The 24,877-nt window shown below is 71.8% G+C and carries 25 protein-coding genes and 2 pseudogenes; 11 read left to right on the top strand and 16 right to left on the bottom strand.

All coding sequences use genetic code 11. From position 1 onward, the window contains the following. Nucleotides 1-11 precede the first annotated feature (11 nt). Nucleotides 12-830 carry a response regulator transcription factor gene (locus ACFYPM_RS08225; protein ID WP_387192495.1) on the bottom strand — a complete coding sequence of 273 codons (819 nt, stop codon included), beginning with the start codon at nucleotides 828-830 and terminating at the stop codon, nucleotides 12-14. A 253-nt stretch (nucleotides 831-1,083) separates the two neighbouring features. Here ACFYPM_RS08225 and ACFYPM_RS08220 point away from each other — a divergent pair, with 253 nt between their 5' ends. Both ACFYPM_RS08220 and ACFYPM_RS08215 read left to right on the top strand, forming a co-directional pair. After that, nucleotides 1,084-1,467, top strand: coding sequence for a WhiB family transcriptional regulator (locus tag ACFYPM_RS08220; protein ID WP_387192492.1), 384 nt, complete (start codon nucleotides 1,084-1,086; stop codon nucleotides 1,465-1,467). A 924-nt stretch (nucleotides 1,468-2,391) separates the two neighbouring features. Then, the gene (locus ACFYPM_RS08215) at nucleotides 2,392-2,955 is read left to right on the top strand and encodes a hypothetical protein (protein WP_387192489.1); all 564 of its coding nucleotides are present in this window, start codon (nucleotides 2,392-2,394) and stop codon (nucleotides 2,953-2,955) included. A 411-nt stretch (nucleotides 2,956-3,366) separates the two neighbouring features. Here ACFYPM_RS08215 and ACFYPM_RS08210 read toward each other — a convergent pair whose 3' ends face one another. The 5 genes and pseudogenes from ACFYPM_RS08210 to groES all read right to left on the bottom strand — a co-directional run bounded on the left by ACFYPM_RS08210 (nucleotide 3,367) and on the right by groES (nucleotide 7,797). Then, nucleotides 3,367-3,759, bottom strand: coding sequence for a hypothetical protein (locus ACFYPM_RS08210; protein ID WP_387192486.1), 393 nt, complete (start codon nucleotides 3,757-3,759; stop codon nucleotides 3,367-3,369). A gap of 132 nt (nucleotides 3,760-3,891) precedes the next feature. Then, nucleotides 3,892-5,031: pseudogene (locus ACFYPM_RS08205) on the bottom strand (molybdopterin-dependent oxidoreductase); the annotation flags it as partial. A 153-nt stretch (nucleotides 5,032-5,184) separates the two neighbouring features. Beyond that, nucleotides 5,185-5,649: pseudogene (locus tag ACFYPM_RS08200) on the bottom strand (molybdopterin-binding oxidoreductase); the annotation flags it as partial. Between the two features lie 125 nt (nucleotides 5,650-5,774). Then, on the bottom strand, nucleotides 5,775-7,412 hold the full coding sequence (gene groL, locus ACFYPM_RS08195) for a chaperonin GroEL (RefSeq protein WP_387192484.1): 1,638 nt from the start codon (nucleotides 7,410-7,412) through the stop codon (nucleotides 5,775-5,777). A gap of 70 nt (nucleotides 7,413-7,482) precedes the next feature. Beyond that, complete coding sequence (gene groES / locus ACFYPM_RS08190) at nucleotides 7,483-7,797, bottom strand: co-chaperone GroES (RefSeq protein ID WP_030330046.1); 315 nt, start codon at nucleotides 7,795-7,797, stop codon at nucleotides 7,483-7,485. A gap of 389 nt (nucleotides 7,798-8,186) precedes the next feature. Between groES and ACFYPM_RS08185 the strand changes: the two genes are divergently transcribed. From ACFYPM_RS08185 to ACFYPM_RS08150, 8 genes are all read left to right on the top strand, one after another. Then, entirely contained in the window at nucleotides 8,187-9,383 is a 1,197-nt protein-coding gene (locus ACFYPM_RS08185) for a methyltransferase domain-containing protein (protein ID WP_387192481.1), read from the top strand. Nucleotides 9,384-9,412: 29 nt separating this feature from the next. Further along, a complete protein-coding gene (ybaK, locus tag ACFYPM_RS08180; protein ID WP_387192478.1) occupies nucleotides 9,413-9,892 on the top strand; it encodes a Cys-tRNA(Pro) deacylase in 480 nt (159 codons plus the stop codon). Nucleotides 9,893-10,072: 180 nt separating this feature from the next. Further along, a complete protein-coding gene (locus tag ACFYPM_RS08175) occupies nucleotides 10,073-11,161 on the top strand; it encodes a sugar ABC transporter substrate-binding protein (protein WP_387192475.1) in 1,089 nt (362 codons plus the stop codon). A 113-nt stretch (nucleotides 11,162-11,274) separates the two neighbouring features. Next, nucleotides 11,275-12,093 (top strand): ATP-binding cassette domain-containing protein, encoded by an 819-nt coding sequence (locus ACFYPM_RS08170; RefSeq protein WP_387192472.1) that lies wholly within the window; start codon nucleotides 11,275-11,277, stop codon nucleotides 12,091-12,093. Further along, on the top strand, nucleotides 12,090-13,352 hold the full coding sequence (locus ACFYPM_RS08165) for a sugar ABC transporter permease (RefSeq protein ID WP_387192469.1): 1,263 nt from the start codon (nucleotides 12,090-12,092) through the stop codon (nucleotides 13,350-13,352). Before ACFYPM_RS08170 ends, ACFYPM_RS08165 begins: the two co-directional genes overlap by 4 nt. 22 nt (nucleotides 13,353-13,374) lie before the next feature. Beyond that, on the top strand, nucleotides 13,375-14,556 hold the full coding sequence (locus ACFYPM_RS08160; RefSeq protein WP_357253469.1) for an ROK family protein: 1,182 nt from the start codon (nucleotides 13,375-13,377) through the stop codon (nucleotides 14,554-14,556). A gap of 19 nt (nucleotides 14,557-14,575) precedes the next feature. Continuing rightward, entirely contained in the window at nucleotides 14,576-14,881 is a 306-nt protein-coding gene (locus ACFYPM_RS08155) for a DUF1707 domain-containing protein (RefSeq protein WP_387192465.1), read from the top strand. Between the two features lie 140 nt (nucleotides 14,882-15,021). Then, entirely contained in the window at nucleotides 15,022-15,762 is a 741-nt protein-coding gene (locus ACFYPM_RS08150) for a DUF4142 domain-containing protein (RefSeq protein ID WP_387192462.1), read from the top strand. A gap of 23 nt (nucleotides 15,763-15,785) precedes the next feature. Here ACFYPM_RS08150 and ACFYPM_RS08145 read toward each other — a convergent pair whose 3' ends face one another. Genes ACFYPM_RS08145 through tsaB form a run of 4 tightly spaced genes read right to left on the bottom strand, consistent with a single transcriptional unit; the run spans nucleotide 15,786 to nucleotide 18,250 of the window. Then, nucleotides 15,786-16,040: a hypothetical protein gene (locus ACFYPM_RS08145; RefSeq protein ID WP_357253474.1), complete on the bottom strand. Its 255-nt coding sequence runs from the start codon at nucleotides 16,038-16,040 to the stop codon at nucleotides 15,786-15,788. A 14-nt stretch (nucleotides 16,041-16,054) separates the two neighbouring features. Next, the gene (tsaD, locus tag ACFYPM_RS08140) at nucleotides 16,055-17,101 is read right to left on the bottom strand and encodes a tRNA (adenosine(37)-N6)-threonylcarbamoyltransferase complex transferase subunit TsaD (protein WP_387192457.1); all 1,047 of its coding nucleotides are present in this window, start codon (nucleotides 17,099-17,101) and stop codon (nucleotides 16,055-16,057) included. Then, complete coding sequence (rimI, locus tag ACFYPM_RS08135) at nucleotides 17,094-17,576, bottom strand: ribosomal protein S18-alanine N-acetyltransferase (protein WP_387192454.1); 483 nt, start codon at nucleotides 17,574-17,576, stop codon at nucleotides 17,094-17,096. Before rimI ends, tsaD begins: the two co-directional genes overlap by 8 nt. Beyond that, nucleotides 17,573-18,250 (bottom strand): tRNA (adenosine(37)-N6)-threonylcarbamoyltransferase complex dimerization subunit type 1 TsaB, encoded by a 678-nt coding sequence (tsaB, locus tag ACFYPM_RS08130; RefSeq protein WP_387192451.1) that lies wholly within the window; start codon nucleotides 18,248-18,250, stop codon nucleotides 17,573-17,575. The genes rimI and tsaB overlap by 4 nt, the downstream gene beginning before the upstream one ends. A 388-nt stretch (nucleotides 18,251-18,638) precedes the next feature. On the opposite strand from tsaB, the gene ACFYPM_RS08125 reads away from it, so the two are divergent. Continuing rightward, entirely contained in the window at nucleotides 18,639-19,343 is a 705-nt protein-coding gene (locus ACFYPM_RS08125) for a helix-turn-helix domain-containing protein (protein WP_387192447.1), read from the top strand. Nucleotides 19,344-19,389: 46 nt separating this feature from the next. On the opposite strand, the gene ACFYPM_RS08120 is transcribed toward ACFYPM_RS08125, so the two are convergent. The 6 genes from ACFYPM_RS08120 to ACFYPM_RS08095 form a co-directional block, all read right to left on the bottom strand. Next, on the bottom strand, nucleotides 19,390-20,091 hold the full coding sequence (locus tag ACFYPM_RS08120) for a uracil-DNA glycosylase (protein ID WP_387192444.1): 702 nt from the start codon (nucleotides 20,089-20,091) through the stop codon (nucleotides 19,390-19,392). 65 nt (nucleotides 20,092-20,156) lie between these two features. Next, nucleotides 20,157-20,639 (bottom strand): tRNA (adenosine(37)-N6)-threonylcarbamoyltransferase complex ATPase subunit type 1 TsaE, encoded by a 483-nt coding sequence (gene tsaE / locus ACFYPM_RS08115; protein ID WP_387192441.1) that lies wholly within the window; start codon nucleotides 20,637-20,639, stop codon nucleotides 20,157-20,159. Continuing rightward, the gene (locus tag ACFYPM_RS08110) at nucleotides 20,636-21,739 is read right to left on the bottom strand and encodes an alpha/beta fold hydrolase (protein ID WP_387192438.1); all 1,104 of its coding nucleotides are present in this window, start codon (nucleotides 21,737-21,739) and stop codon (nucleotides 20,636-20,638) included. Before ACFYPM_RS08110 ends, tsaE begins: the two co-directional genes overlap by 4 nt. Then, a complete protein-coding gene (gene alr, locus ACFYPM_RS08105; protein WP_387192435.1) occupies nucleotides 21,736-22,854 on the bottom strand; it encodes an alanine racemase in 1,119 nt (372 codons plus the stop codon). The genes ACFYPM_RS08110 and alr overlap by 4 nt, the downstream gene beginning before the upstream one ends. A 90-nt stretch (nucleotides 22,855-22,944) precedes the next feature. Beyond that, a complete protein-coding gene (locus ACFYPM_RS08100; protein WP_387192431.1) occupies nucleotides 22,945-24,414 on the bottom strand; it encodes an NAD(P)H-hydrate dehydratase in 1,470 nt (489 codons plus the stop codon). 55 nt (nucleotides 24,415-24,469) lie between these two features. Then, nucleotides 24,470-24,838 carry a holo-ACP synthase gene (locus ACFYPM_RS08095; RefSeq protein WP_357253490.1) on the bottom strand — a complete coding sequence of 123 codons (369 nt, stop codon included), beginning with the start codon at nucleotides 24,836-24,838 and terminating at the stop codon, nucleotides 24,470-24,472. Between the last annotated feature and the right edge of the window lie 39 nt (nucleotides 24,839-24,877).

Genomic DNA, 24,877 nt, shown 5'->3' with positions numbered 1-24,877 from the left:
GGCGGCCCGCCTCAGGCGACCAGGCCGGCCCGGAAGCCTGCTGCCACCGCGTGGGCCCGATCCCGAGCGCCAAGCTTGCGGAACAACCGGCGGGCGTGCGTCTTGACGGTGTCCTCCGACACGAACAACTCCCGACCGATCTCCGCGTTGCTCTTACCCTCGGCCATGCCGAGCAGCACCTGAAGCTCGCGCTCGGTCAGCCCGATCGACGCCCGGCTGGGCCGGGCGTTCGGGGCGGACCGGGCCGGATCGGCCTGATCCGCCGACGACTCGCCGGTCGCCGACTCGGCCTCGTCGTCACCCCGCTGCACCGGCACCGACGGCACACCCGGCTGCCCCTCGCCGGGCGTGGCCGCCCAGCCGGGATCGCCGGAGCCACGTGGTGACGGCCCCGAGCGACCCGAACCACCCACTGCCGCGGCGTCCCGGGCGGGATCGGTGATCCGCTGCCGCGACGCCCGTCCGGGGGCGGTGAGCAGCAGCAGCGCCTTCGCCACCGCGCTGGTCAGGTCGTGGTCGACATTCTGGATGAGACCCCGGGCACCGGCGCTGATGGTGGCCGCCGCGGCCTCGGACTCCTCGGTGCCGAGCAACAGCACCGCGGCCTGCGGCGCACGGGCCAGCACCCGGCGGACGAAGCCGGCGCTGTCCGGCCGGGTCAGGGCCGTATCAGCCAGCACCACGTCCGCCGGTCGCTCGGCGAGCCGCAGCATCACCTCAGGATCAGAGACGGCGGTACGAACGATCGCGGACAACCCCAGCCGCGCGGCAGCAGAAGTAAGGTGCTGGGCCGCGAGTGGTGTCCGAACGCACACAAGAACGGTACGCACTGTGGTCTCCTCTCCGCCAACGAGCAGACCATGACGGGGTCGGCTGGGGAGGGGGTTCCCGGCAATCCTTCGAACTTTTCCGACAGTTAGGGCAAAAGCCGCAATTTCTAGGACGTTTTCGATCACAGACGTGTGAGTCGACGAGAGTCCGGGTACCGGGAGGGCCAGGCCGGGAACGGTGCGCCTGCGCGGCCCGCCGCCCGGATGCCGGCCACATGGATTCTCGCGGAGCCGCGCGGGAGGAGGGGTGCTGATGTCGAACGTACGTAGACTGCCCGGACCCATCGTCGATCTCTGGGACTGGCAGCGACTCGGTTCCTGCCGGGGCCGGGACAGTGCCCAGTTCTTCCACCCCGACGGCGAGCGAGGCTCCTCCCGACTGCGGCGCGAGTCCTCCGCCAAGGCAGTCTGCCGCGCCTGCCCGGTCCGGGCCGAGTGCGCCGCGCACGCCCTGTCAGTCCGTGAGCCCTACGGCGTCTGGGGCGGTTTCAGCGAGTCCGAACGACTCCGACTGCTCGCCGTCGGCTGGGAGGACCTGGCCGACCGCCGGCACGCCCGGGTCGACGTCGCCCGACTGGAAGCCCGACTGGGCCGCCCACACAAGTCGACGGTCCCGGCCCAACGCCACGTCGCCTGACCTCACACGTCCCCAAACCGCGCCTCCGCCTCGGAACCGCGCCTCCGCCTCGGAGGCGCGGTTTCGTGTCGATTGGTCAACTCCCACCCGCACCGCCAACGCCGTCGTGATTCGACCGCCGGCACCGACGCGCTCGACCCCAGCGCCGTCGTGGTCCACCGCCGGCCACGTCGCGCTCTGACGCCAACGCCGTCGTGGTCCACCGCCGCCACCGTCGCGCTCGACGCCAACGCCGTCGTGATCAACTCGGAGTCAATGAAATCGGGGCATCCCGCCCAGCCGGACACACCGATATCAATGATGTCGAGTGAATCAAGCCGAGTGCGCGAGCCGAGAGGGCAAGCGGCGATGGGAACCCTGGGGCGATTGTCCGTTCTGGGGTTCTCGGCGCTCACGCATCGGTAGCCTCTGGGTGATACGCGAGGTTTGTCCAGTGACCAGTCGCACCCGTGGGCTGGAATCGTGGCCCGGCCCGGGTCGTTACACATCCTGACGATCGCAGCACGACCTGCCCCGCGCACGGCCTACGGGTTGGGATGCTGGTACCGCAGGTTGGAATGCCGACCCGAGCCCGGTCGTTCCAGTTCCCACGAGCGACCGCGGGCACCGCCTCCACGAGAGTGCCGGCGGGTGGTTCAGCCCCGGGAATGACCGAGGCCCGCCGCTCGTTACACCTGGACCCGGCGCCACGAGCCACCGCTCGCAGGCCGCCGACCCGGCGCCACCGCTCACAGGCTGCCGACCCGGCGCCACGAGCCACCGCTCGCAGGCCGCCGATCCGGCGCCACCCCGGCCCGCCGGCACCGAACTCCCCCAATACTTCCTCCTCCCTTGTGAACCTGCAGCGCCGGACGAGGTGCTCACACCCTGCCGCCGTGTCCCCCCTTGGTGGTTGGGTGTTCTACCCCCGAAGGAGCTACCCCCATGAACACGATCATGCGTAATAGCGTGCTGTCCGTTGCTGGTCTCGCCTTCGCCGGTGGTGTGTTCGCCGGTCCGATCGCCGCCCACGCCGCCACCCCGGTCGAGGGCAAGCCCGTCGCGGTAGCGGTGCAGACCGCTGCGCCGAAGCCGCAGGGCGACCAGTCGCACATCGACCTCAACGACGAGAAGACCGCCAACGTCAAGGCGATCATCGCCGCCACGAAGAAGGCCGGCCTGCCCGAGCGCGCCGCGGTCATCTCGATCGCGACGAGCCTGCAGGAGTCGAAGCTGGACAACCTGGGCCACCTCGGCGACATGAACGACCACGACTCGTTGGGCCTGTTCCAGCAGCGCCCGTCCAGTGGTTGGGGCACGCCGGAGCAGATCACCGACCCCGCCTACTCCACCACCGCGTTCCTCAAGGGCCTCAAGCAGGTCGACGGCTGGCAGGACATGCCGCTGACCGAGGCCGCGCAGACCGTGCAGGTGTCGGCCTACCCGGACGCCTACGCCCAGTGGGAGCAGCAGGCCACCGACCTCGTGAGCCAGCACTGGAACAGCTGACACCAGCACCACCGCACCAGCACCACCCGCACGACACCGACCGCCGACCGGCGCCCCGCAACTCGGGGTGCCGGCCAGCGGCGTTTCCGGGTCTGGCCGGCATCGCGGGTTACGACGCGCTCTGGCCGGCATCGCGGGTTCCGGTCTGGCCGGCATCGCGGGTTACGACGCGCTCTGGCCGGCATCGCGGGTTACGACGCGACGCGCTGCCCGCTGCGCGACTACCCCCGACAGAGGGCGGATACTCGGAGATCTTGGACAGCACAGTTACGCGAGAACGGAAGCTGTTCAAGATCTCGCCGCAGGCAAGGGCGCCGGCAAGCGGGGGGCAGCGGTGACGCCGAAGGTCGTCGACCCGCCCACGATGCCCCGCCCACGATGCCCCGCTCAAGGATCTCCTCGCCGATGACCTCAGCGAGGGACCCCGAGCCGCTCGGACCGGTGACGCTGCGGCACCCGACGGGCGGCGCGGGTGGCGAGCGCCCCGGCGACGAGCGCGGTCAGCACCCCGACCAGTTGGATTGCCTGTCCGGTCGCCACGTCGGCCCCGTGTCGCCCGAGCAGGTTGTCCACCCCGGTCGGGCTGATCAGGAAGCCGACGGCCACGAACAGGCCCAACAGCGCCCCCACCACAGGCGACCAGCGCCAGGGAGCGAGCGCGACGAACAGGGCACCGGCCAACAGGATGATCATCCCGGGCGGTACGGCGATGGGGAACTCGACCCCGGCCGCCCACAGCACGCCGATGCCCGTGGCACCCACGACGAGGCCGGCGATGGCGAACGTTCGCGCGGTAACAGTCATGGCCTCACCCTGTCCCGACACGGTCCGGTCCGCGTCCGCCCGGTGGCGTCATCGGGGATACGGCAGGATGCGTACGCCGGTCGTGGACCGTGGACGGTCGCCGTCCACGGCACAACAGTCAGGTGCTGCCGGTCAGCGAACGGTGACGGTGACGGTGTGCCAGCCGGTGGCGCCGTCCGGGACGACACCCTGCGTACGCTCGGTCTGGGTTTCGCCTGTCGCGTCTGTTGCACGGACCTGGAGCCGGTGCTCGCCCGGCGTGGCGTCCCAACGCCAGGACCACTGCACCCAGGTGTCCACCGACACGGTCGGGGCCAACTCCGCCTGCTGCCAGTCGCCACCGTCGACGCGTACCTCGACTCGGCTGATGCCCCGGTGCTGCGCCCAGGCCACACCGGCGACGGTGATCGGGCCGGTGGTCAGCCGGTTACGACTCCGGGGCGCGTCGATCCGCGACTGGGTCTTGATCGGCCCCTGGGCGGACCAGCCGCGCGGCACCCAGTACGCGTCGAAGTCGGTGAACCGGGTCAGTTCCAGCTCGGTCACCCACTTGCAGGCTGACACGTAACCGTAGAGGCCGGGCACCACCATCCGGACCGGGAAGCCGTGCTCGACCGGCAGCGGCTCACCGTTCATGCCGAGCGCCAACAGCGCGTCCCGCCCGTCGCGCAACGCGGCGGTGGGGGTGCCGCAGGTCCAGCCGTCGACCGACCGGCCGACGACCTGGTCGGCATCGTCGTCCGGGTCGACCTCGTCCAGCAACTCCCGAAGGGGTACGCCGAGCCAGCGGGCGTTGCCGATCAGGTCCCCGCCCACCTCGTTGGAGACGCAGGCCAGCGTGACGTACCGCTCGACCAGTGGACGGGCCAGCAGATCCGCGTAGCTGTAGGTGCGCTCGGTGCCAACCCGCCCGTGGATACGCAGCCGCCAGGTATCCGGGTCCACCTGGGGCACCACCAGTGCGGTGTCGATCCGGTAGAACTCGAAGTTCGAGGTGACGTACGGCGCGAGTTGTGTCAGTGCGAGGTCCGCGCCGGCGGGCACGGCCGGTGCGGGGGCCACGGGCGCGGGCAGTCGGATCGCCTCCCGGGCGGCGGACACTCCGCGCCGGCCGGCAAGCCAGCGCCCACCGAGACCGGCCACCACGGCCGTGCCGAGCAGCACCCCGCTACCGGTGAGAAACCGTCGCCGCGAGTCCGGGTCGACGTCGGCAGGCCCGACCGGCTCGTTCGCCGCTGCGGATTGCCCGCCCGGAGGCACCGGGGCGGCGGGCGTCACCGGACCAACCGGCGAACCACCAGGCGACACCGGCGCGGCAGGCGACACCGGCGCGGCAGGCGACACCGGCAGGCCCTCGGGCGTCGCCGAGGACGGCTCGGTCCCCGACCCCCGCGCCGGACCCCCAGACGGCACCGACGGCACGGTCGGTGTGGGTGGTGACCAGGGCCAGGGGTCCAGCTCGAACGGGCCGGCGATGAACACCCAGAGCACCAGGGCGCCGAGCCCGGCACCGACAAGCGACGGCAGCGCATCGGCCGCGTCGGCACCGGAGCGGGTCACGGCGGCGGCCACGCCGATGGCACCGAACGCGGCGATGCCGGCAAGTCCGAGTGCCAGCCGCCGGATCGCCAGCATGCCGAACAGTGCGGCGAACGCTGCGAGCAGCAGGCCGGTGCCGACCAGGAGTGCGATCTTGTCGGCGGTGCCGAAGAGGTCGATGGCGAGTTGCTTCAGCGACTCGGGAACGGCGTCGACGACCACCCCGCCGACCGCGACCAGGGGTGCCGACCGGGGGCCGGTCAGCACTGCCACCGGTTCGGCGATTCCGATCGCGACGGCGGCGGCGGTTACTCCGGCCAGCGCGGCGTACCGCCGCGACGTGGTGCTCATCGGCCCAGTGTGCGTGATCATCCGGCCCGGTAGCCAACAACGTCAGCGTTCGGTAATGACCTGAGCAGACGAACGGGGCGCACCGTCGTACGACGGTGCGCCCCGCGACAGGTGTCGCTACCGGCTCAGAAGCCCGGGCCGTGCTGGTGGCCGTGGCCGTGGCCGCCGCCGGCGGCGGCCGGCTCGGCCCGCTCTGGCTTCTCCACCACGAGGCTCTCCGTGGTGAGCAGCAGACCGGCGATCGAGGCGGCGTTGGTGACCGCGTTGCGGGTCACCTTCACCGGGTCGATAATGCCGGCCTTGACCAGGTCGACGTACTCGCCCTTGGCGGCGTCGAGGCCGTTGCCCCAGTCCAGGTCGGCGACCTTCTGCGTCACGACGTAACCGTCGTGACCGGCGTTCTGGGCGATCCAGCGCAGCGGCTCGACGAGCGCCTTGCGCACGACCGAGACACCGATCTTCTCGTCACCGGTGAAGCCCAGGTCGTCGTCGAGCACCGAGCGGATCTGCACCAGGGCGGCGCCGCCGCCGGGGACGGTGCCCTCCTCGACCGCAGCCTTGGTCGCCGCGATGGCGTCCTCGATGCGGTGCTTGCGCTCCTTCATCTCGACCTCGGTCGCCGCGCCAGCCTTGATGACGGCGATGCCACCGGAGAGCTTGGCCAGCCGCTCGGCCAGCTTCTCCCGGTCCCAGTCGGAGTCGGAGGCCTCGATCTCCTTGCGGATCTGGGAAACCCGGTCGGCGACGTCGGCCTTCTGGCCACCGCCGTCGACGATCGTGGTGTTCTCCTTGTCGACCACGACGCGCCGAGCGGTGCCGAGCACCTCCAGGCCGACCTGGTCGATCTTGTAGCCCAGCTCCGGGGCGACCAGCTCGGCGCCCGTGGAGATCGCGATGTCCTGGAGCATTGCCTTGCGCCGGTCACCGAAGCCCGGGGCCTTGACCGCGCAGACCTTGAGGGTCTTGCGCAGCGAGTTGACCACCAGGGTGGAGAGCGCCTGGCCGTCCACGTCCTCGGCGATGATCAGCAGGGGCTTGCTGTTCTGCAGGACCTTCTCCAGCAGCGGCAGCAGCTCCTCGATCGCCGAGATCTTCTGGGTGGTGACCAGGATGTACGCGTCCTCGAGGACGGACTCCTGGCTCTCCAGGTCGGTGACGAAGTTCGGCGAGATGAAGCCCTTGTCGAACTGGAGACCCTCGGTCACGTCCAGCTCGGTGGTGAGCGTGGAGCCTTCCTCGACGGTGATGACACCGTCACGGCCGACCCGCTCCATCGCCTCGGCGATCAGGTCGCCGATCGTGGCGTCCTGCGCGGAGATCGTCGCCACGTTCGCGATCGACTCCTTGCTGGTGACCTCCGCGGCACGGCCGAGCAGCGCCTCGGAGACCTTGGCGGCCGCCACGTCGATGCCCCGCTTGAGGCCGGCCGGGTTGGTACCGGCGGTCACGTTGCGCAGACCCTCGCGAACCATCGCCTGGGCGAGCACGGTCGCGGTGGTGGTGCCGTCACCGGCGACGTCGTTGGTCTTGGTCGCCACCTCCTTGACCAGCTGCGCGCCAAGGTTCTCGTACGGGTTGGTGAGCTCGATCTCCTTGGCGATGGTCACACCATCGTTGGTGATCGTCGGCGCACCGAATTTCTTGTCCAGGACGACGTTGCGCCCGCGCGGGCCGAGGGTGACCTTGACCACGTCCGCGAGGGCGTTGACACCGTGCTCCAGCAGGTGTCGGGCGTCGTCCGAAAAGCTCAGGATCTTCGCCATATATGTCCCTTCGAAGCGCCACTGCCCCGGCCCGGCGAGCCGGACCGGGGCAGTGGCACTGATCGGTTGCTTACTTCTCGATGACCGCGAGGACGTCGCGGGCAGAGAGCACCAGGTACTCCTCGCCGGCGTACTTGACCTCGGTGCCGCCGTACTTCGAGTAAAGGACGGTGTCGCCGACCTGCACGTCAACCGGAACCCGGTTGCCGTTGTCGTCGACGCGGCCCGGGCCGACAGCGAGGACAGTGCCCTCCTGCGGCTTCTCCTTGGCGGTGTCGGGGATCACGATGCCCGACGCCGTGGTGGTCTCAGCCTCGTTCGCCTGGACCACGATGCGGTCCTCGAGCGGCTTGATCGCAACCTTGGTCGCAGTAGTCACGGGCATACCCTCCTGGGGTACTGGTTTCGTTGCTGGTCAACGTGGCTGACCAGCGTCAATCTGCCTCATGCCACCGGGCGGGGCCGTCGTCGCGGGTGCCGGTCCGCCTGGCGTGCGCACCCGGGTCGGAGACCCGGAAGCTGGCACCCTCAGGGCGAGAGTGCTAATCGCAGGTTATTCCGTAGCTAGCACTCCGTCAAGGAGAGTGCCAACGAGCCGCTCTCCGTGTCGCCACAGTTTCACCCCGGCGAGCGGGCACTCGCCGGCGCCACGCCCACCGACTGACCCCACCAGCCGAGCCCCGCCGGCCGGCACCCGTCGGTGGAGCCGCCGCGCCGAGCCGGCCAGCTGACACCACTGTCCGAACAGCCCGGCCGGGCCGGGACAATGGTTGGGTGGATCTCGATCAGCTGGCGACGCTGCGTACCCCCGAGGGGTCGGCCGCGCTCACGGCGGCGGCCGGACTGGCCGGCGGTGATTCGCTGGCCGCGGCGTCGGCGCTGCGCGCGGCCGGGGTGCCGCCGACGCTGGCCGCGGCGGCGCTCACCCAGGCCGAGCTGCGTCACCGGGCGGTCGGCAAGTTCGGTCCGGCCGCCGCCGGGATGTTCCTCACCCGACCCGGGCTGGAGCAGGCCACCCGCCGGGTGGTCGCCGACCGCCGGGCCGCCCGGCTACACGCGGCCGGCGTCCGTACCCTGGCCGACCTGGGCTGCGGCCTCGGCGCGGACGCGTTGGCCGCCGCCCGCGCCGGCATCCGGGTGTACGGCGTGGAGGCCGACTCGGTGACCGCCGCAATGGCCGCCGCCAATGCCGCGGCGGCCGGGCTGGACGAGCTGTTCACCGTCGAGTGCGGTGACGCCACCGCGTTCGACGTCTCCCGCGTCGACGCGGTCTTCTGCGACCCGGCCCGCCGCACCAGCGGCACCGGACGACGGATCTTCGACCCGCGCGCCTACTCGCCACCCTGGGATTTCGTGACCGGGCTGGCCGAGCGGGTGCCGCGCACCGTGGTCAAGGTGGCGCCGGGGCTGGACCACGCGCTCATCCCGGCCGGGGCGGAGGCGGAGTGGGTCGGCGTGGACGGCGACCTGGTCGAGGCCGCGCTCTGGTGCGGTGAGCTGGCGGAGGTGCCCCGCCGCGCCACGCTCTACCGGCAGCAGGGCGTCGAGGCTCGCCGCCACCAGCTGACCGGCTCGGGTGCCGACGAGGCGCCGGTCGGGCCGCCCCGGCGCTTCCTGTACGACCCGGACCCGGCGGTGGTCCGCGCGCACCTCGTCGCCGAACTGGCCGGCGAACTGGACGCCACGCTCGGCGACCCGAGCATCGCCTACCTCTACGCCGACCGCCCGACCCGCACCCCGTATGCGCGCTGCCTGGAGATCACCGACGTGCTGCCGTTCTCGCTCAAGCGGCTGCGGGCACTGCTGCGCGAGCGCCGGGTGGGTCGGGTGGAGATCCTCAAGCGGGGTTCGGCGCTCACCCCGGAGCAACTCCGGCGGGATCTGCGGCTGACCGGCGATGTCGCGGCGAGCCTGGTGCTCACCCGGGTCGCCGGTGCACCGACCGTGCTGATCGGTCGGCCGGTGGACTAGGGCCTGTGTCAAGCCCTAGCGTCGTCGGTGTGGCGGGACAGGGCACGCCGGCGACGGCACTGTTGGTCAGGCGCGGGGTCGCGCATCGCACCCACCCCTACCGGGTGTCGCCGGACGCCCCCAACTACGGCGTGCTCGTGGCGGCGGCGCTGGGCGTGGCACCGGAGCGGGTCTTCAAGTCGTTGGTGACCGAGGTCGACGGCGCGCTCACCGTGGCGGTCGTTCCGGTCACCGGCGAGTTGGATCTCAAGGCGCTCGCGGCGGCGGTCGGTGGCAAGCGGGCGGCGCTTGCCGACCGGGCGGTCGCCGAGCGGGCCACCGGCTACGTACGCGGTGGGATCAGCCCGCTCGGGCAGCGCAAGCGACTGCCCACCGTGCTCGACGAATCCGCGTTGGACCTTCCGACGATCTACGTCTCGGCTGGTCGGCGCGGCCTGCAACTCGAACTGGCCGCGCCGGATCTGGTGGCGCTCACCGACGCCCGCACCGCGCCGTTGCAGACCCGCTGACGACTCTCGTTACGTCGACTCCACCGCGGGATGCCCGTGGAGTAACAGTCGCGTTGCTGAATTGTTATCGCTGCCAACAAACTGGGTACCTGCGCGGTCTTGTGGAGGCGGTGTGACGCGCAATACGTTGCCGGACACAACAAAAACAACACCTCCCCCACCCCCGAAAGGACCCTGCACATGCGTAAGGGGATCCTCACCATCGCCGCCGTGGGCCTGCTCACGACCGGCGGCTTGACCGCCTGCAGCGACGACTCCGGCACCGGCTCGGCCGACTCCAAAAAGACTCCCAAGATCGGCGTGATCCTTCCGGACAGCAAGTCCTCCCCCCGCTGGGAGACGGCGGACCGTCGCTTCCTGGAGGAGGCGTTCAAGGCCGCCGGCGTCCAGTCCGACATTCAGAACGCCCAGAACGACAAGGCCGCCTTCCAGACCATCGCCGACCAGATGATCACCGGCGGCGTCACCGCCCTGATGATCGTCAACCTGGACTCCGGCACCGGCAAGGCAGTGCTCGACAAGGCCAAGTCGCAGGGCGTCGCCACCATCGACTACGACCGGCTCACCCTGGGCGGCTCCGCCCAGTACTACGTCAGCTTCGACAACGAGGTCGTCGGCAAGCTCCAGGGTGAGGGCCTGTCGAAGTGCCTGACCGAGAAGGGCGTCAAGAACCCTGTCGTGTCGTACCTGAACGGCTCGCCTACCGACAACAACGCCACCCTGTTCAAGGCCGGCTACGACTCGGTGCTCAAGCCGAAGTTCGAGTCCAAGGAATACACCAAGGGTCCGGACGACGCCGTGCCCGGCTGGGACGGCCCCACCGCCGCGACCATCTTCGAGCAGCAGCTCACCGCGACCAAGGGCAAGATCGACGGTGTGCTGGCCGCCAACGACACTCTCGGCAACGCCGCCATCTCGATCCTGAAGAAGAACAAGATCAACGGTAAGGTGCCGGTGACCGGGCAGGACGCCAGCGTGGAGGGCCTGCAGAACATCCTCGCCGGTGACCAGTGCATGACCGTCTACAAGGCGGTCCGGGAAGAGGCCAAGGCCGCCGCGGACCTGGCCATCGCGCTGGCCAAGGGCGAGAAGAAGGACACCGGCCAGTCGGTGAAGGACGGTGACCGCGACGTCCCCTCGGTGCTGCTCACCCCGAAGGCCATCTACAAGGACAACGTCAAGGACGTCATCGCCGACGGCTACGCGACCAAGGAGCAGGTCTGCACCGCGGCGTACGCCAAGTTCTGCACCGAAGCCGGCATCAGCTGACCGACGCCGCAGTACCCGCCGGGACGACCATCGCCGCCCGGCACGGGAGCACCCTCCCGTGCCGGGCGGCGCCCGCCGGACGGGCCCCGACCCTCCCTTAAGAAGGAGAACCCGTGTCCGCGATTCCCCTGCTGGAACTCCGCGGGATCGACAAGAGCTTCGGTCCCGTCCAGGTGCTCCGCGACGTCGCCCTGAGCGTCCACCCGGGCGAAGTGACAGCACTTGTCGGCGACAACGGCGCCGGCAAGTCGACCCTGGTGAAGTGCATCAGCGGCATCTACCCCACCGACGCCGGTGAGGTCCTGTTCAACGGCGCACAGGTGCACATCGGCAGTCCCCGCGACGCCGCCACGCTCGGCATCGAGGTCGTATACCAGGACCTCGCGCTCTGCGACAACCTGGACATCGTGCAGAACATGTTCCTCGGCCGCGAGCGGCGCAGCGGCATCGTCCTGGACGAGCCGACGATGGAACAGCTCGCCGCCGAGACCCTGGCGGGGCTCTCCATCCGCACCGTCACCTCGCTTCGCCAGCACGTCTCCAGCCTCTCCGGCGGTCAGCGCCAGACCGTGGCCATCGCCAAGGCGGTGCTGTGGAACAGCAGGCTCGTCATCCTGGACGAGCCGACCGCCGCGCTCGGCGTCGCACAGACCGCCCAGGTGCTCGAACTGGTCCGTCGCCTCGCCGACAACGGCCTGGCCGTGGTGCTCATCTCGCACAACATGAACGACGTCTTCGCCGTCTCCGACCGGATCGCCGCGCTGTACCTCGGCCAGATGGTCGCCCAGGTGAAGACCACCGACATCACTCACGCCCAGGTGGTTGAGCTGATCACCGCCGGGCGCTCGGGCGGCCTCGGCCTCGCCACCGACCCGGGCGGCAACGGCGACGGCCCGCAGCCGGCCGACTCGATCTCAGGAGGCGTCCGATGACCACCACCGCCGTGCGCAAGGACGGCCCGGCGGCCGTCACACCGCCGCCGACCGTCGGGAGCCACGTCCGCAACTACGTGAGCCGGGTACGCGGTGGCGACGTCGGCGCGCTACCAGCCGTGCTCGGCCTGATCGTGCTCTGCACCGTCTTCGCGGTCATGCGGCCGTCGTCGTTCCTGTCGGCAGGCAACTTCGCCAACCTCTTCACCCAGGGCGCGGCGGTCACGCTCATCGCGATGGGCCTGGTCTTCGTGCTGCTGCTCGGCGAGATCGACCTCTCCGCCGGCTTCGCCAGCGGCGTCTGCGCGGCGGTACTGGCCAACGTGGTCACCGTGCTCGGCTACCCCTGGTGGGTCGCCGTGCTCGCCGCGGTCGCCACCGGCGTGGTCATCGGCACCACGCTCGGGATGCTGGTCGCGAAGATCGGCATTCCGTCCTTCGTGGTCACTCTCGCCGGCTTCCTCGCCTTCCAGGGTGTCGTGCTGCTGCTCGTGCAGGAGGGCACCAACATCTCCGTCCGCGACGAGGTGCTGGTCGCCATCGCCAACCGCAACCTCGCTCCCGCGCTGGGCTGGGCGCTCACCGCTCTCGCGGTCGTCGGCTACGCGGCGGTGCAACTGCTGCGTTACCGCAACCGGGCGGCCCGTGGTCTGATCACCGACCCGATCGCGGTGGTGGCGTTGCGGATCGGCGGGCTCGCCCTCATCCTCGGCACGGCCGTGTACGTGCTCAACCTGGAGCGCAGCCGCAACGTGCTGATCGTCTCGCTCAAGGGTGTGCCGATCGTGGTGCCGATCATCGCGGTGCTGCTGGTCATCTGGACCTTCGTGCTCCAACGCACCAGCTACGGCCGGCACATCTACGCCGTGGGCGGCAACCGGGAAGCGGCTCGCCGGGCCGGTATCGGCGTCGACCGGATCCGGATCTCCGTCTTCGTGATCTGCTCCTCCATGGCCGCCATCGGTGGCATCGTGGCGGCCAGCCGGGCCAACTCCGTCGACCCGAACACCGGGGGCAGTAACGTACTGCTCTACGCGGTCGGCGCGGCGGTGATCGGAGGCACCAGCCTCTTCGGTGGCAAGGGCCGCGTCCTCGACGCCGTACTCGGCGGCGCGGTGGTCGCGGTGATCGAAAACGGAATGGGCCTGATGGGTTACAGCGCGGGAGTCAAGTACGTGGTCACCGGCGTCGTGCTGCTCCTCGCCGCCAGCGTCGATGCGCTCTCCCGCCGCCGCGCGGCAGCCACCGGCACCCGCTGACCGCGCGGGAGGTAGCACCACGATGCGCCCAGGACCGAGTCAGGACGACGTGCGACGGCAGAACCTCGGGGCCCTGCTGCGACACGTACACGTCCACGGGCCGACGACGCGCGCCGAACTGACCACCACGCTGGGCCTCAACCGCAGCACCATCGGCGCGCTCACCGCCGACCTGTCCGCAGTGGGACTGGTCAGCGAGGGAGCGCCAAAGGAAACCGGCCGGGCCGGCCGACCGTCACTTGTCGTCCGGCCCGCGTCGGCCCGGGTGTACGCGTACGCGTACTCCGTGGAGGTGGACCGGTTGCGCGCGGCCCGGATCGGGCTGGGTGGCGCGGTCCTGGATCGCCGGGAGCTGGACCGGCCCCGCGGCCTGCTGGCCGCGGAGGCCGCGCCGCTGCTGGCCGGCGCGCTCAAGGAGATGCAGCAGACGGTGCCGCGCGACGCGATCTGCGTCGGTGCCGGCGTCGCGGTCTGCGGCATGGTCCGCCGCAACGACGGCCTGGTGCGGCTCGGCCCGACCACCGGCTGGGTGGACGAGCCGATCGGCGCGGCCCTCGCCGCCGAGCTGGGCATCGAGGTGCCGGTCACGGTGGGCAACGTGGCCGACGTCGCGGCGTTCGCCGAGCACGCGCGCGGGGTGGCGGCCGGCTGCGACAACGTCCTCTATCTGTACGGCGACGTCGGCGTGGGCGCCGGCATCATCGCCGGTGGCCGGCGGCTGACCGGGCACGGTGGGTACGGCGGCGAGGTCGGCCACATGAAGGTGGTCCTCGACGGCAGGCCCTGTGAGTGTGGCTCCCGGGGCTGCTGGGAAACCGAGATCGGCGAGCACGGTCTGCTCCGCGCCGCCGGACGCTCCGACGCGCGAGGTCACGACGCGCTGCTGGCCGTCTTCGACGCCGCCGACCGCGGTGACGCCCGCGCCCAGACCGCGGTCCGCCAGGCCGGTGACTGGCTCGGCTTCGGGCTGGCCAACCTGGTGAACGTCTTCAACCCGGAGATGGTCATCTTCGGCGGCACCATGCGCGACCTCTACCTCGCGTCGGCGGCCCAGGTTCGCAGCCGGCTCAACTCCAATGCGCTCGCCGCCTGCCTGGAGCACGTCCGGTTGCGTACGCCGAAGTTGGGCGAGGACGCCCCCCTGATCGGGGCCGCCGAGTTGGCCTTCGAACGACTCCTCGCCGATCCCCTCGACGTGGGCTGATCCGCGTACGCTGTCCAGCGTGGATGTCGAGCTGCGCGCTTCCGACGACGACCGCAACCGGGTGCTCGCCGAGCTGCACCGGCACACCGCCGCGGGCCGGCTGACCCTCGACGAGTTCTCCGATCGGGCCGGTGCGGTGTGGACGGCGCGCACCCTCGGTGACCTGGCCGCCCTGACCCGCGACCTGCCGGTCCTGCCCGACCCGACAGTCGACAGCGAACCCGTCGGGCAGGGGCGCCGGGAGCTGCTGATGCTCTTCGCCGCCGCCGCTCTCACCCTGCTGCTGCTCGGCGGCTTCCTCGCCGTCACCCGCGGCTCCGCCTGACCCGCTCCCCCGCTGATCCGCCTCGCCCTCCGATGAACTGATCGCGCGATCAGTCCGTACCAGTGGTCGGACGGGCAGCCGGCAGGATCTGGCTGCCCGGTCCAGACGCGTTCGGTCCGGACCGAGGAGGCTCCACAGACATGGCACCGCTGAGATCCGCCCATCGCCGACTGGGCAACCGGACCCACCGAGCGGCGCTGCTGCTCATCGCGATCGTCGCGGCGGTCGGTGTCCTGCCCGGCGTGGCCATTGCCGCGCCCGCCGGTGGTCAGCAGCTCAACGCCGCCGACATGACGCTGCTCAACGGGGTCCGGTTGGCCGGGCTGTGGGAGATGCCCGCCGGCCAGATGGCCGCCGAGAAGGGCCAGTCGGCAAAGGTCCGGGAGATCGGCGCCGGCATCGCCAGCGAACACCAGCGGCTCGACCAGCTCACGGTGGACGCGGCGAACAAGTTGGGCGCGAGCATCCCCAGCGAGCCGACAGCCGAGCAGAAGGGCTGGCTGGCCGAGATGCAGAAGGCCTCCGGCGCCCGCTTCGACCAGATCTTCGTCACCCGGCTCCGGGTCGCCCACGGCAAGATCTTTCCGGTGATCGGCGCGGTCCGCGCCAGCACCCGGGACGCCACCGTCCGTAAGCTCTGCGACGACGCCAACGGCTTCGTCATGCACCACATGCAGATGCTGGAGAGCACCGGGCTGGTCCGCTGGCCGGAGCTGCCGCCGGCCGCGCTGCCCGCCCCCGGTGAGGACGGCCTGTTGGCTGCCGCCGCCGCGAACGCCGGTCCGCAGGTCGGGGTCAGCAGCACCGTCGTCTGGCTGGTCTTCCTCGCCGCGCTGGGCACCGGCGGAATCGCCACGTACCGGATGCTGCGCCGCAGCTGAGCACCGCTCGTTGGTGGCTCGCGTCAGCGGTCGACCTGGGTGAAGTCCCAGGAGTGCGGAGCGCGGGCCACCAGCAGGGCGGGCGGATCGGGCAGCGGGCGCGGGGTGCTGCGCCACTTGGAGATGACCACCACCCGGTGGTCGGTGGAGGAGAAGACCTCGCTGGAGACGTGGAGCGGGTCGTGCTCCAACTCGGGCAGGGCGGTCTCGCACACCCAGGTGATCAGGTCGGCGACGCCGTACGCCTCGGCGCGTGCCTCCCACATTCGTACGATCATGTCCGGCGCTCCCGTCACACGCTGACCGTGGTCAACGGCAGTGCCGAGTCGGCCGGCAGATCAAGTCGGCTGGGCGCGACCCCGGCGGCGACCAGGTGCGACCCGAGCGCCGCCACCATCGCCCCGTTGTCGGTGCACAGCTTCGGCCGGGGCACCCGGACCTGGATGCCGTACTTCTCGGCTCGCTGCTCGGCCATCGCCCGCAGCCGCGAATTGGCCGCCACTCCCCCGCCGATCACCAGCGTGTCGATGCCCTGCGCGCGGCAGGCGGCGAGCGCCTTGATGGTCAGGACGTCGCAGACCGCCTCCTGGAAGGACGCGGACACGTCCGCCACCGGCACCGGCTCACCGGCTCGCTCCCGCGCCTCGACCCACCGGGCCACCGCGGTCTTCAGGCCGGAGAACGAGAAGTCGTACCGGTGGGCGGCGAGGTCCTTCGCGGCGGTCAGGCCGCGCGGGAACGCGATCGCGGCGGCGTCACCGGCCCGCGCCTCCCGGTCGATCGGCGGGCCGCCCGGAAACGGCAGCCCGAGCAGTCGGGCGACCTTGTCGAACGCCTCGCCGGCCGCGTCGTCGATGGTGGCGCCCAGCGGGGTGACACCCCGGGCCAGGTCGTCGACGAGCAGCAGGGACGAGTGTCCCCCAGACACCAGTAGCGCGATGGCGGGTTCGGGCAGCGGACCGTGCTCGAGGGTGTCCACCGCGACGTGGGCGGCAAGATGGTTCACGCCGTACACGGGCTTCTCGGCGGCGAGCGCGTACCCCTTCGCGGCGGCGACACCGACAAGCAGCGCGCCGGCCAGCCCCGGCCCGGAGGTGACCGCGATCGCGTCGATGTCGGCAAGGGTGACGCCGGCCTCGGTCAGGGCCCGGTCCATGGTCGGCACGATGGCCTCCAGGTGTGCCCGACTGGCCACCTCGGGCACCACACCCCCGAACCGGGCGTGCTCCTCGACGCTGGAGGCGAGCGCGTCGGCCAGCAGGGTGTGCCCCCGCACGATGCCGACGCCGGTCTCGTCGCAGGAGGTCTCGATCCCCAGGATCAGCGGTTCGTCAGCCATTGTGGTGTGGTCCGTCCCCGGTCGGCTCGGCGTCGCGCCGCATCACCAGCGCGTCGGTGTTGCTCGGTTGGTAGTAGCCGCGCCGCACCCCGACCGGCTCGAACCCGTACGTCGCGTAGAGCCGCTGGGCCGCGGCGTTGTCCACGGCGACCTCCAACAGGGTGCTGCGGGCGTCGCGTCGGGCCGCCTCGGCGAGCAGTTCCTCCAGCAGGGCACGGCCCACACCGCGCCGCTGGGCGTCCCGGCGGACGGCGATGTTCTGGACCCACACCTCGCCCGGCGGAACACCGGCGAGCCCGGCGTAACCGAGCACCGCGCCGTCCCCGTCGACGGCGACCCGGTAGTGGTGCCCGTTTGCCAACTCGTTCCAGAACATGGCCGGCGACCACTGCTCGGCGCCGAAGAGGTCAGCCTCAATCGGCAGCACGTCGTCGATGTGCCACCAGCGGAACGGTTCGAGTCGTACCGCCGTCATGGCAGGACCGGTTTGCGGCCGGTCGCCGCCACCGCGTCGGGCCGGCGCAGGTAGAGCGGGGTGAGCCGCTCACTGGCGGCACCCGCCCGGATCCGTTCGGCGGCGAGCAGCGCCAACACGGTGGCGTCCGGGTACCGCGGCTCGACCCGTACGGGCAGCTCCAGGGCCTCGGCGTACCGGTGCGCCCCATCGCCCACCGCGATCGTCGCGCCCAACTCCCGGGCGCGCGCGGCAGCGACCGCCGGCGTGGACACCTCGGGGCCGACGATCCGCTCCCCGGCACCGTCGTAGACGGCCCAGTACAGCTCCTTGCGCCGGGCGTCGCTGGCGGCCAACACCGGCTCACCGGACGCCGCCGGGTAGCCGATGCCGTCGAGCGAGCACACGCCGTACGTGGGGATACCGAGCACCTGGCCCATCGTCGCGGCCGTGACGAGGCCGACCCGCAACCCGGTGAACGGCCCCGGGCCGAGCCCGGCAACGATGGCGGCCAGGTCACGCGGGCGCGCGTCGACATCGGCGAGGACCGCGTCCACCTGGGGCGCGAGCAGTTCGCCGTGCGCGCGGGCGTCGACCGTGCACCGGTACGCCCGCGACGCCACGCCATCCGCCGAGACCTCCACCAGCGCCGCGGTCACCGCGGGGGTCGAGCTGTCCACCACGAGTACGAGCACGGTAAGCCAGCCTAGCCGCCCCGCCACCGCCCCCGGTCACGCCCCGCCCCACCACCGCCCCAGACCCGCCCGGACCGGCCCGGTCCTCGGGACGCCCGGCCCACCCGCACCCCGCAGCCACCCCGAAGCCCCGCCGAAGCCCCGCCGGGCGGCGAAGCCGCCGGGGAACGAATCGGCCGGGGAACGAATCGGCCGGGAGGGACGACGCCACATCTCCTTTTGAGCGTGATGCCTGTGAGTCATCAGGATGACTCACAGGCATCACGCTCACTGGGATGAGGCCCGCCGCCAGGCCATCGACCGGGGCGGTCCTCGGCCGGATCAGCGGCGAGTCGTCAATATGCCGCAGAGGTATCGCCGGCATTCGGCCTTGGTCCACCATGCCGGGATGCCATCCACTCGCCTCGTCACCCTTCTCGGCGCTACCGTGCGGCAGCAACGACACCTGCGCGAGCTGAGCCAGCGTCAGTTGGCCGCGCTGGCCGGGGTCAGCCAGGCTGCGGTGGCCAGGATCGAACGTGGCGAGCGTGCGCCGACCATCCCGGTGCTGGAACGGATGCTCGCTGCGATGGATGTGCAGCTGACCGTCGGGGTGGAGCCGCTGGACGCGCACCTTGACGCCCGGATGGACGCCCTGGCTGCTCGGCCGATCGCTGAGCGGATCGACGAGCTGGACCTGGATCGGTTGCTGGACCGGCTCAGCGATCTACCCCAGGTGCTCACCGGGAGTACGGCCGCGCTGTTGCAGGGCGCGCCGGTGCCGGTGGAGGCGCTGGAGATCGCCGTGCGATGGCAGGACTCGAAGGTGTTGACCCGCTGGCTGGAGAGGAACTACGGCCAGCGCTGGAACGCTCGCTGGGGCGAGTTCGGCGGGGTGTGGTTGGAGCCCGAGGAGCCCGGCGAACACCGCTGGTCGACCCGGTACGGGGAGATCAGGGCCACGATGTGCGACGAGCTCCCCGAGACGATCGAGGTGCGCCACGGCGGCCGGAGTTACCAGGTGGTGCCGCTTGTCGAGCTGGAGCTGACCGAGCCGCGCGCCGCCGATCTGCTACGCCGTTACCGGGACCGGCAATCGGCCGGCGGCGGCTGAACCAACCGCCGGCCGACCTGCGGGCTGTGCGCGACCCGGTGCCAGCTCAGCCGGCGGTGCGCTCCCAGTCGATGGTGGGCAGGCCGGCGTCGGCGAGCGCCTTGTTGGCCGCGCTGAACGGACGGCTGCCGAGGAAGCCACGCGGGTTCATCGGGCTGGGGTGGCCGGCCTCCAGCACCACGTGCTGCGGATTGGTGACCAGCGCCGCCTTCTTGCGGGCGTAACCACCCCAGAGCAGGAAGACCACCCGGTCCGGCGAGGCGTCCAGCGCCCGGATGGTCGCGTCGGTGAACTCCTCCCAGCCGGCGTTGGCGTGCGAGCCCGGGGTGGCCTGGCGGACGGTCAGCACCGCGTTGAGCAGCAGCACACCCTGGGCGGCCCACCCGTCGAGGTTGCCGCTGCGCGGCTTGGGGACGCCGACGTCCTCGCCCAACTCCTTGAAGACGTTGCGCAACGACGGGGGCACCGTCACCCCGTCCCGGACGCTGAAGCTCAACCCGTGTGCCTGCCCGGCCCGGTGGTAAGGGTCCTGCCCGAGGATCAGCACCCGGGTGCCCTGCGGCGGGCAGAGCCGGTATGCCGAGAAAAGGTCCTCGATAGGGGGAAAGACGGTCTGCGTCGCGTATTCCCGGGCGACGAACTCGGCCAACGCGGCGGTGCGGGCCGCGTCCAGGTGCGGGGTGAGCACGGCACGCCACTGCTCCGGCAACAGGGCCAGCAGGTCAAGGGCGGGGGCATCGTCGGGCATCAGGAACCTCTCACAGCTCGGGTCGGTCCCCCGCACTCTAGGCATCCGGTACGACAGCAGCCGGCCTAACCCAGGTCGGCGAGGCGCCGGGCCCAGTCGCCACCGATCGGGTCCAGCTCGACGATCCGGGTGTCGTCGTCGCGGCGGTCGATGCGGACCCGTAGGTGCGTGTCGACCAACTGCTCCACCAGTCCCTCGCCCCACTCCACCACCGTCACCGAGTCGTCCACCGAGGCGTCGAGGTCCAGGTCGTCGATCTCGGCGCGCGGATCGGTGGCGTCACCCAACCGGTAGGCGTCGGCGTGCACCAGAGCGACCCGGCCACCTCGGGCCGGATCGGGCCGGTGCACCCGGGCGATCACGAAGGTCGGCGAGGTGATGTCGCCGACCACACCGAGCCCGGCGCCGACACCCTGCGTCAGCGCGGTCTTACCGGCACCCAGCGGACCGGTCAACAGCACCAGGTCACCGGCCCGCAGCAGCCCGGCCAGGCGCCGGCCGAACTCCCGGGTGTCCTCGACGGTCGGCAGCTTGACGACGTGACTCACCGTTCCTCCGACTTTCCAGGTGATTCGAGGAACCGCGCGAGCGCGGCGTTGACCTCGTCAGCATGCTCCAACATCACCACGTGACCGCTGTCCTTGATCTTGACGAACTCGGCGTGTGGCAGCCGCCGGACGATCTCCTCGGAGTGGACCACCGGGGTGATCATGTCCTTGTCGCCGACCACCACCAGCACCGGCGTCGCGGCCAACGCCGCGAGGGCCGGGAAGCGCGAGTGGGTGGCCAGGGTCCGCAGATAGCGGGTCACCGTGTCGGCCGACGTCCGGGAGTTCATCATCTCCACGTAGGAGACCAGCGTGGGGCTGGGCTTGCGGGTGCCGAAGCCGTACTTGCGGGTCAGCAGCCAGGCCACGTTCGACGTCGACTTGCGGGCCTTGTCGATCACCGGCCCGCCGTAGCGGGTGGCGTTGCTGACCATGTAGAGCACCGGGCCGCCGACCCGGCCGAGCAGCGCGGGCGCGACCAGCTTGGTCTCCGCGACGAGCCCGCCCGAGGTGGCCATCAGGACGGTGCCCACCACCCGGTCACCGAACAGCTCCGGAAACAGCTCGGCGAACGCCATGATGGTCATGCCGCCCATCGAGTGGCCGACCAGCACCAGTGGCCCGTCCGGGGCGGTGCGGTCGATCACCTGGCGCAGCGTCCGGCCGAGCACCGCGAGGTCGTACTCGCCGGTCTCCAGCCGGCCGGACCGACCGTGACCGGGCTGGTCGTACGCGACGACGCGGTAGTCACCGCGGGCGGCGAGCATCTTGCGCTGGAAGTGGAACGTCCCCATGTCCAGGCAGAAGCCGTGCACCAGCACCACCGTGGGATGCCCCGGCACCGGCCTGGTCGGCTCGACCACCTCGACGTGGATGTCCGTGCCGTCCGGCAACTCCAGGCGGAACGCCTCGTCGTACCGTTGCTCGCCGAACATCTCGTGCGCGTAGCGGTCGGCCGGGTCGGCCTTGAGCCGGCGGACCAGGGTGCGCTCGGTCGCGACCCCGGCCGCCAGGCCCGCGGCGGCAACGCCCACCGCGGCGCCGACGATCCCCGCGACCCGGCCCACCGCGGTTCGCGGACGCGGAATGCGGTAGCTCACGGCGTCACGCCGTCGTAGACCCGCGGCACCCGGGTGCTCCCGAACCGGGTCACGATCTCGTAGTTGATTGTGCCGGCGGCCTCGGCCCAGTCGTCGGCTGTCGGCTCGCCGTCCGCGCCGCTGCCGAAGAGCGTCGCGACGTCGCCGTCCGCCACCGGGTCGTCACCGCAGTCGAGCACGAACTGGTCCATGCAGACCCGCCCCGAGATCGTCCGCCGGACGCCACCGAGCTGCACCGGACCGGTGTTGGAGGCGTGCCGGGGAACCCCGTCGGCGTACCCGAGCGGGACCACGGCGAGATTCGCGTCGGCTTTCGTGGTGTAGGTGTGCCCGTAGGAGACCCCGGTGCCGGCGGGAACCCGCTTGGTGAGCATCACCCGGGCGCGCGCGGTCATCGCCGGTCGCAGACCGTACGTCTCGCCGGCCACCGGGGAGAGCCCGTAGATGGCCAGACCGGGGCGGACCAGGTCGAAGTGGGTGTCCGGGCGGGTCAGGGTGGCCGCCGAGTTGGCGAGGTGCCGCCAGCGCGGTCGCAGCCCGGCCCGCTCGACCATGGCCAGGCCCTCGTGAAAGACGGCCAGTTGACGGTCGATGGTGGGGTGGCCGGGCAGGTCCGCGTACACGAAGTGACTCCACACGCCGACCACCTCGACCAGGCCGTCGGCCTGCGCCTTGGCGGCGGCGTCCAGCAGCGCCGGCCAGTCGGCGACGGTCGCCCCGCCCCGGGACAACCCGGTGTCAATCTTCAGGTGCAGGCGGACGGGGCGCCCGGCGAGCCGGCTCGCCTCGATCATCTCGTCCAGTTGGGACAGGCTGGCCGCGCTCAGGTCCACCCCGGCGCTGACCCCCTCGTGCAGCGGCAGGCCGGGCGCGAGCAGCCAGGCCAGCACCGGCTCGGTCACTCCGGCCCGGCGCAGGGTGAGCGCCTCGTCGAGGGTGCAGACACCGAGCCAGTCCGCGCCGGCGTCGAGCGCCGCGCGAGCGGCGGGAAGCATCCCGTGGCCGTACCCGTCGCCCTTGACCACCGCCATCAACTCGGCGGTGGTGCCGGAGCGGAGCCTGCTCACGTTCTCGCGGATCGCGTCAAGATCGACGCGTACCTCGGCCTGCCACATGCGCCCAGCCTACTTTCCGCGGAGATCGGCGCGGGCGGCGACGCACGTGCCGCACGGCCGATCGGGTCGTTCCGCCCGGAACCGACCCGATCAGCCCAGGCGGGCGACCACCGGGCGCAGCGCGGTCACCACGTCGGGCGCGGTCACCGGCCTGCTCCGGGCCGCCTCCCGGCCGGCGAGCCCGTGCAGGTACGCGGCCGCGGCCGCGGCCCGATCGGCGGGCACACCGGACGCCAGCAGTGAGCCCAGCAGTCCGGCCAGCACATCGCCAGTGCCGCCGGTGGCCAGTGCCGGGGAGCCGGTCGGGTTGACGTACGCCCGACCGTCAGGCGTGCCGATCACCGTGCGGTCACCCTTGAGCAGCACCACCGCCTTCATCCAGGCGGCCAGCCGCAGCGCGGCGCCGACCCGGTCGGCGCCGGGGTCCGCACCGCAGAGTCGGGTGAACTCGCGGTCGTGCGGGGTGACCACGATCGGCGCGTCCCGACCGCGGAGCTGGTCGGCGAGCGACCCGTCCACCAGCAGGGTCAACGCGTCGGCGTCGAGCACCACGGGCACCGGGGCGGCCAGCACGGCGCGCAGCTCGGCCGCCGCGTCGGCACCGGTGCCCAGCCCGGAGCCACAGACCCAGGCCTGCACCCGACCCGCGTCGGCGACCCGCCCGCTGGCGATCACCGAGGGGTGCTGGTGCAGCACCTCGGCGCGGGCGCTGCCGGCGTAGCGGACCAGGCCGGTCGGCCCGGCCAGCGCACCGCCCACGGAGAGCACCGCCGCACCCGGGTAGGTCGCCGAGCCGGTCGCCACCCCCACCACACCCCGCGTGTACTTCTCCGACGCCGGACCCAGCGCTGGCCACCAGTCGATGACGTCGGACCACTCGGTGACCCGCAGCGCCGGGGTGCCCCGCAACCAGGGCCGCAGCCCGATGTCGACGAGCTCCACCTGACCGGCCAGGGCAGCGGCCGGCCCGACCACCAGGGCGGGCTTCAACGCGCCGAACGCCACCGTCACGTCGGCGTGCACCGCGTTCGGTCGGCCGGACGGGGCCAGCGGCACGTCCCCGGTGTCCACCGCGACGCCGCTCGGCACGTCCACCGCCAGCACGGTGGCCCGGTCACCGTCACGTCCGCGCAGCTCACCGAGCCGTTGCGCCACCGCGTCCGCGCCGGCCCGCAGCCCCCCGGTGCCACCGATGCCGACGATGCCGTCGAGCACCAGGTCGACCGGGCCGGTGGGCTGGTCGACCAGCCGGCCGCCGGCCGCTCGCAGCGCGGCCAGTCCCGCCGCGTGCGCACGCCCGGGAGTGAGGAGCAGGGCGGACACCTGGACACCCCGGCGGGCCAGTCGCTCCCCGGCGTACAACGCGTCGCCGCCGTTGTCGCCGGAACCGACGAGCAGCAGCACCCGGCCGCCGTAGACGCCGCCGCGCTCGGCGAGCAGCAGTGCGGCCCGGCGGGCCAGCCCGGCGGCGGCCCGCTGCATGAGCGTCCCCTCCGGCAGCGTGCCCATCAGCCCCGCCTCGGCCGCCCGCACGTCGGCCACCCGCCACACCGCTCTCATGCCACCGTCTCCCCATCCGTTCGCGGGTGGACCCGACCGGCCCGCCCGGTCGACGTCACCGTTCCGCGACCACCATCGCCGACGCGATCCCCCCGTCGTGCGACAACGAGAGATGCCAGTGGTTGACCCCGCGCGCCTCGGCCGCCGCCGCGACGGTGCCGGCGACAGCCAGCCAGGGACGGCCGTCCGGATCGGCCCTGATCTCGCAGTCGTGCCAGCTCAGCCCGGCCGGGGCGCCGAGCGCCTTGGCCACGGCCTCCTTGGCGGCGAACCGGGCGGCGAGCGACTCCGGCGGGCGCGGGCCACCGGAGCGGGTGTGCCGCTCGGCGCTGGTGAAGAGTCGGTCGGCGAGCAGCGGCGTCCGTGCCAGGGCCCGGGCGAACCGGTCGACCAGGACCACGTCGATGCCGACAGCGACGATCACGATCACACCCTACCGGCGGCCGGGGCCGGAGATTAGCCG

Origin of the sequence: Micromonospora sp. NPDC005203, from assembly GCF_042872705.1 — a bacterium.
Classification (GTDB): domain Bacteria; phylum Actinomycetota; class Actinomycetes; order Mycobacteriales; family Micromonosporaceae; genus Micromonospora.
This window is presented reverse-complemented; position numbering and strand designations above follow the sequence as displayed.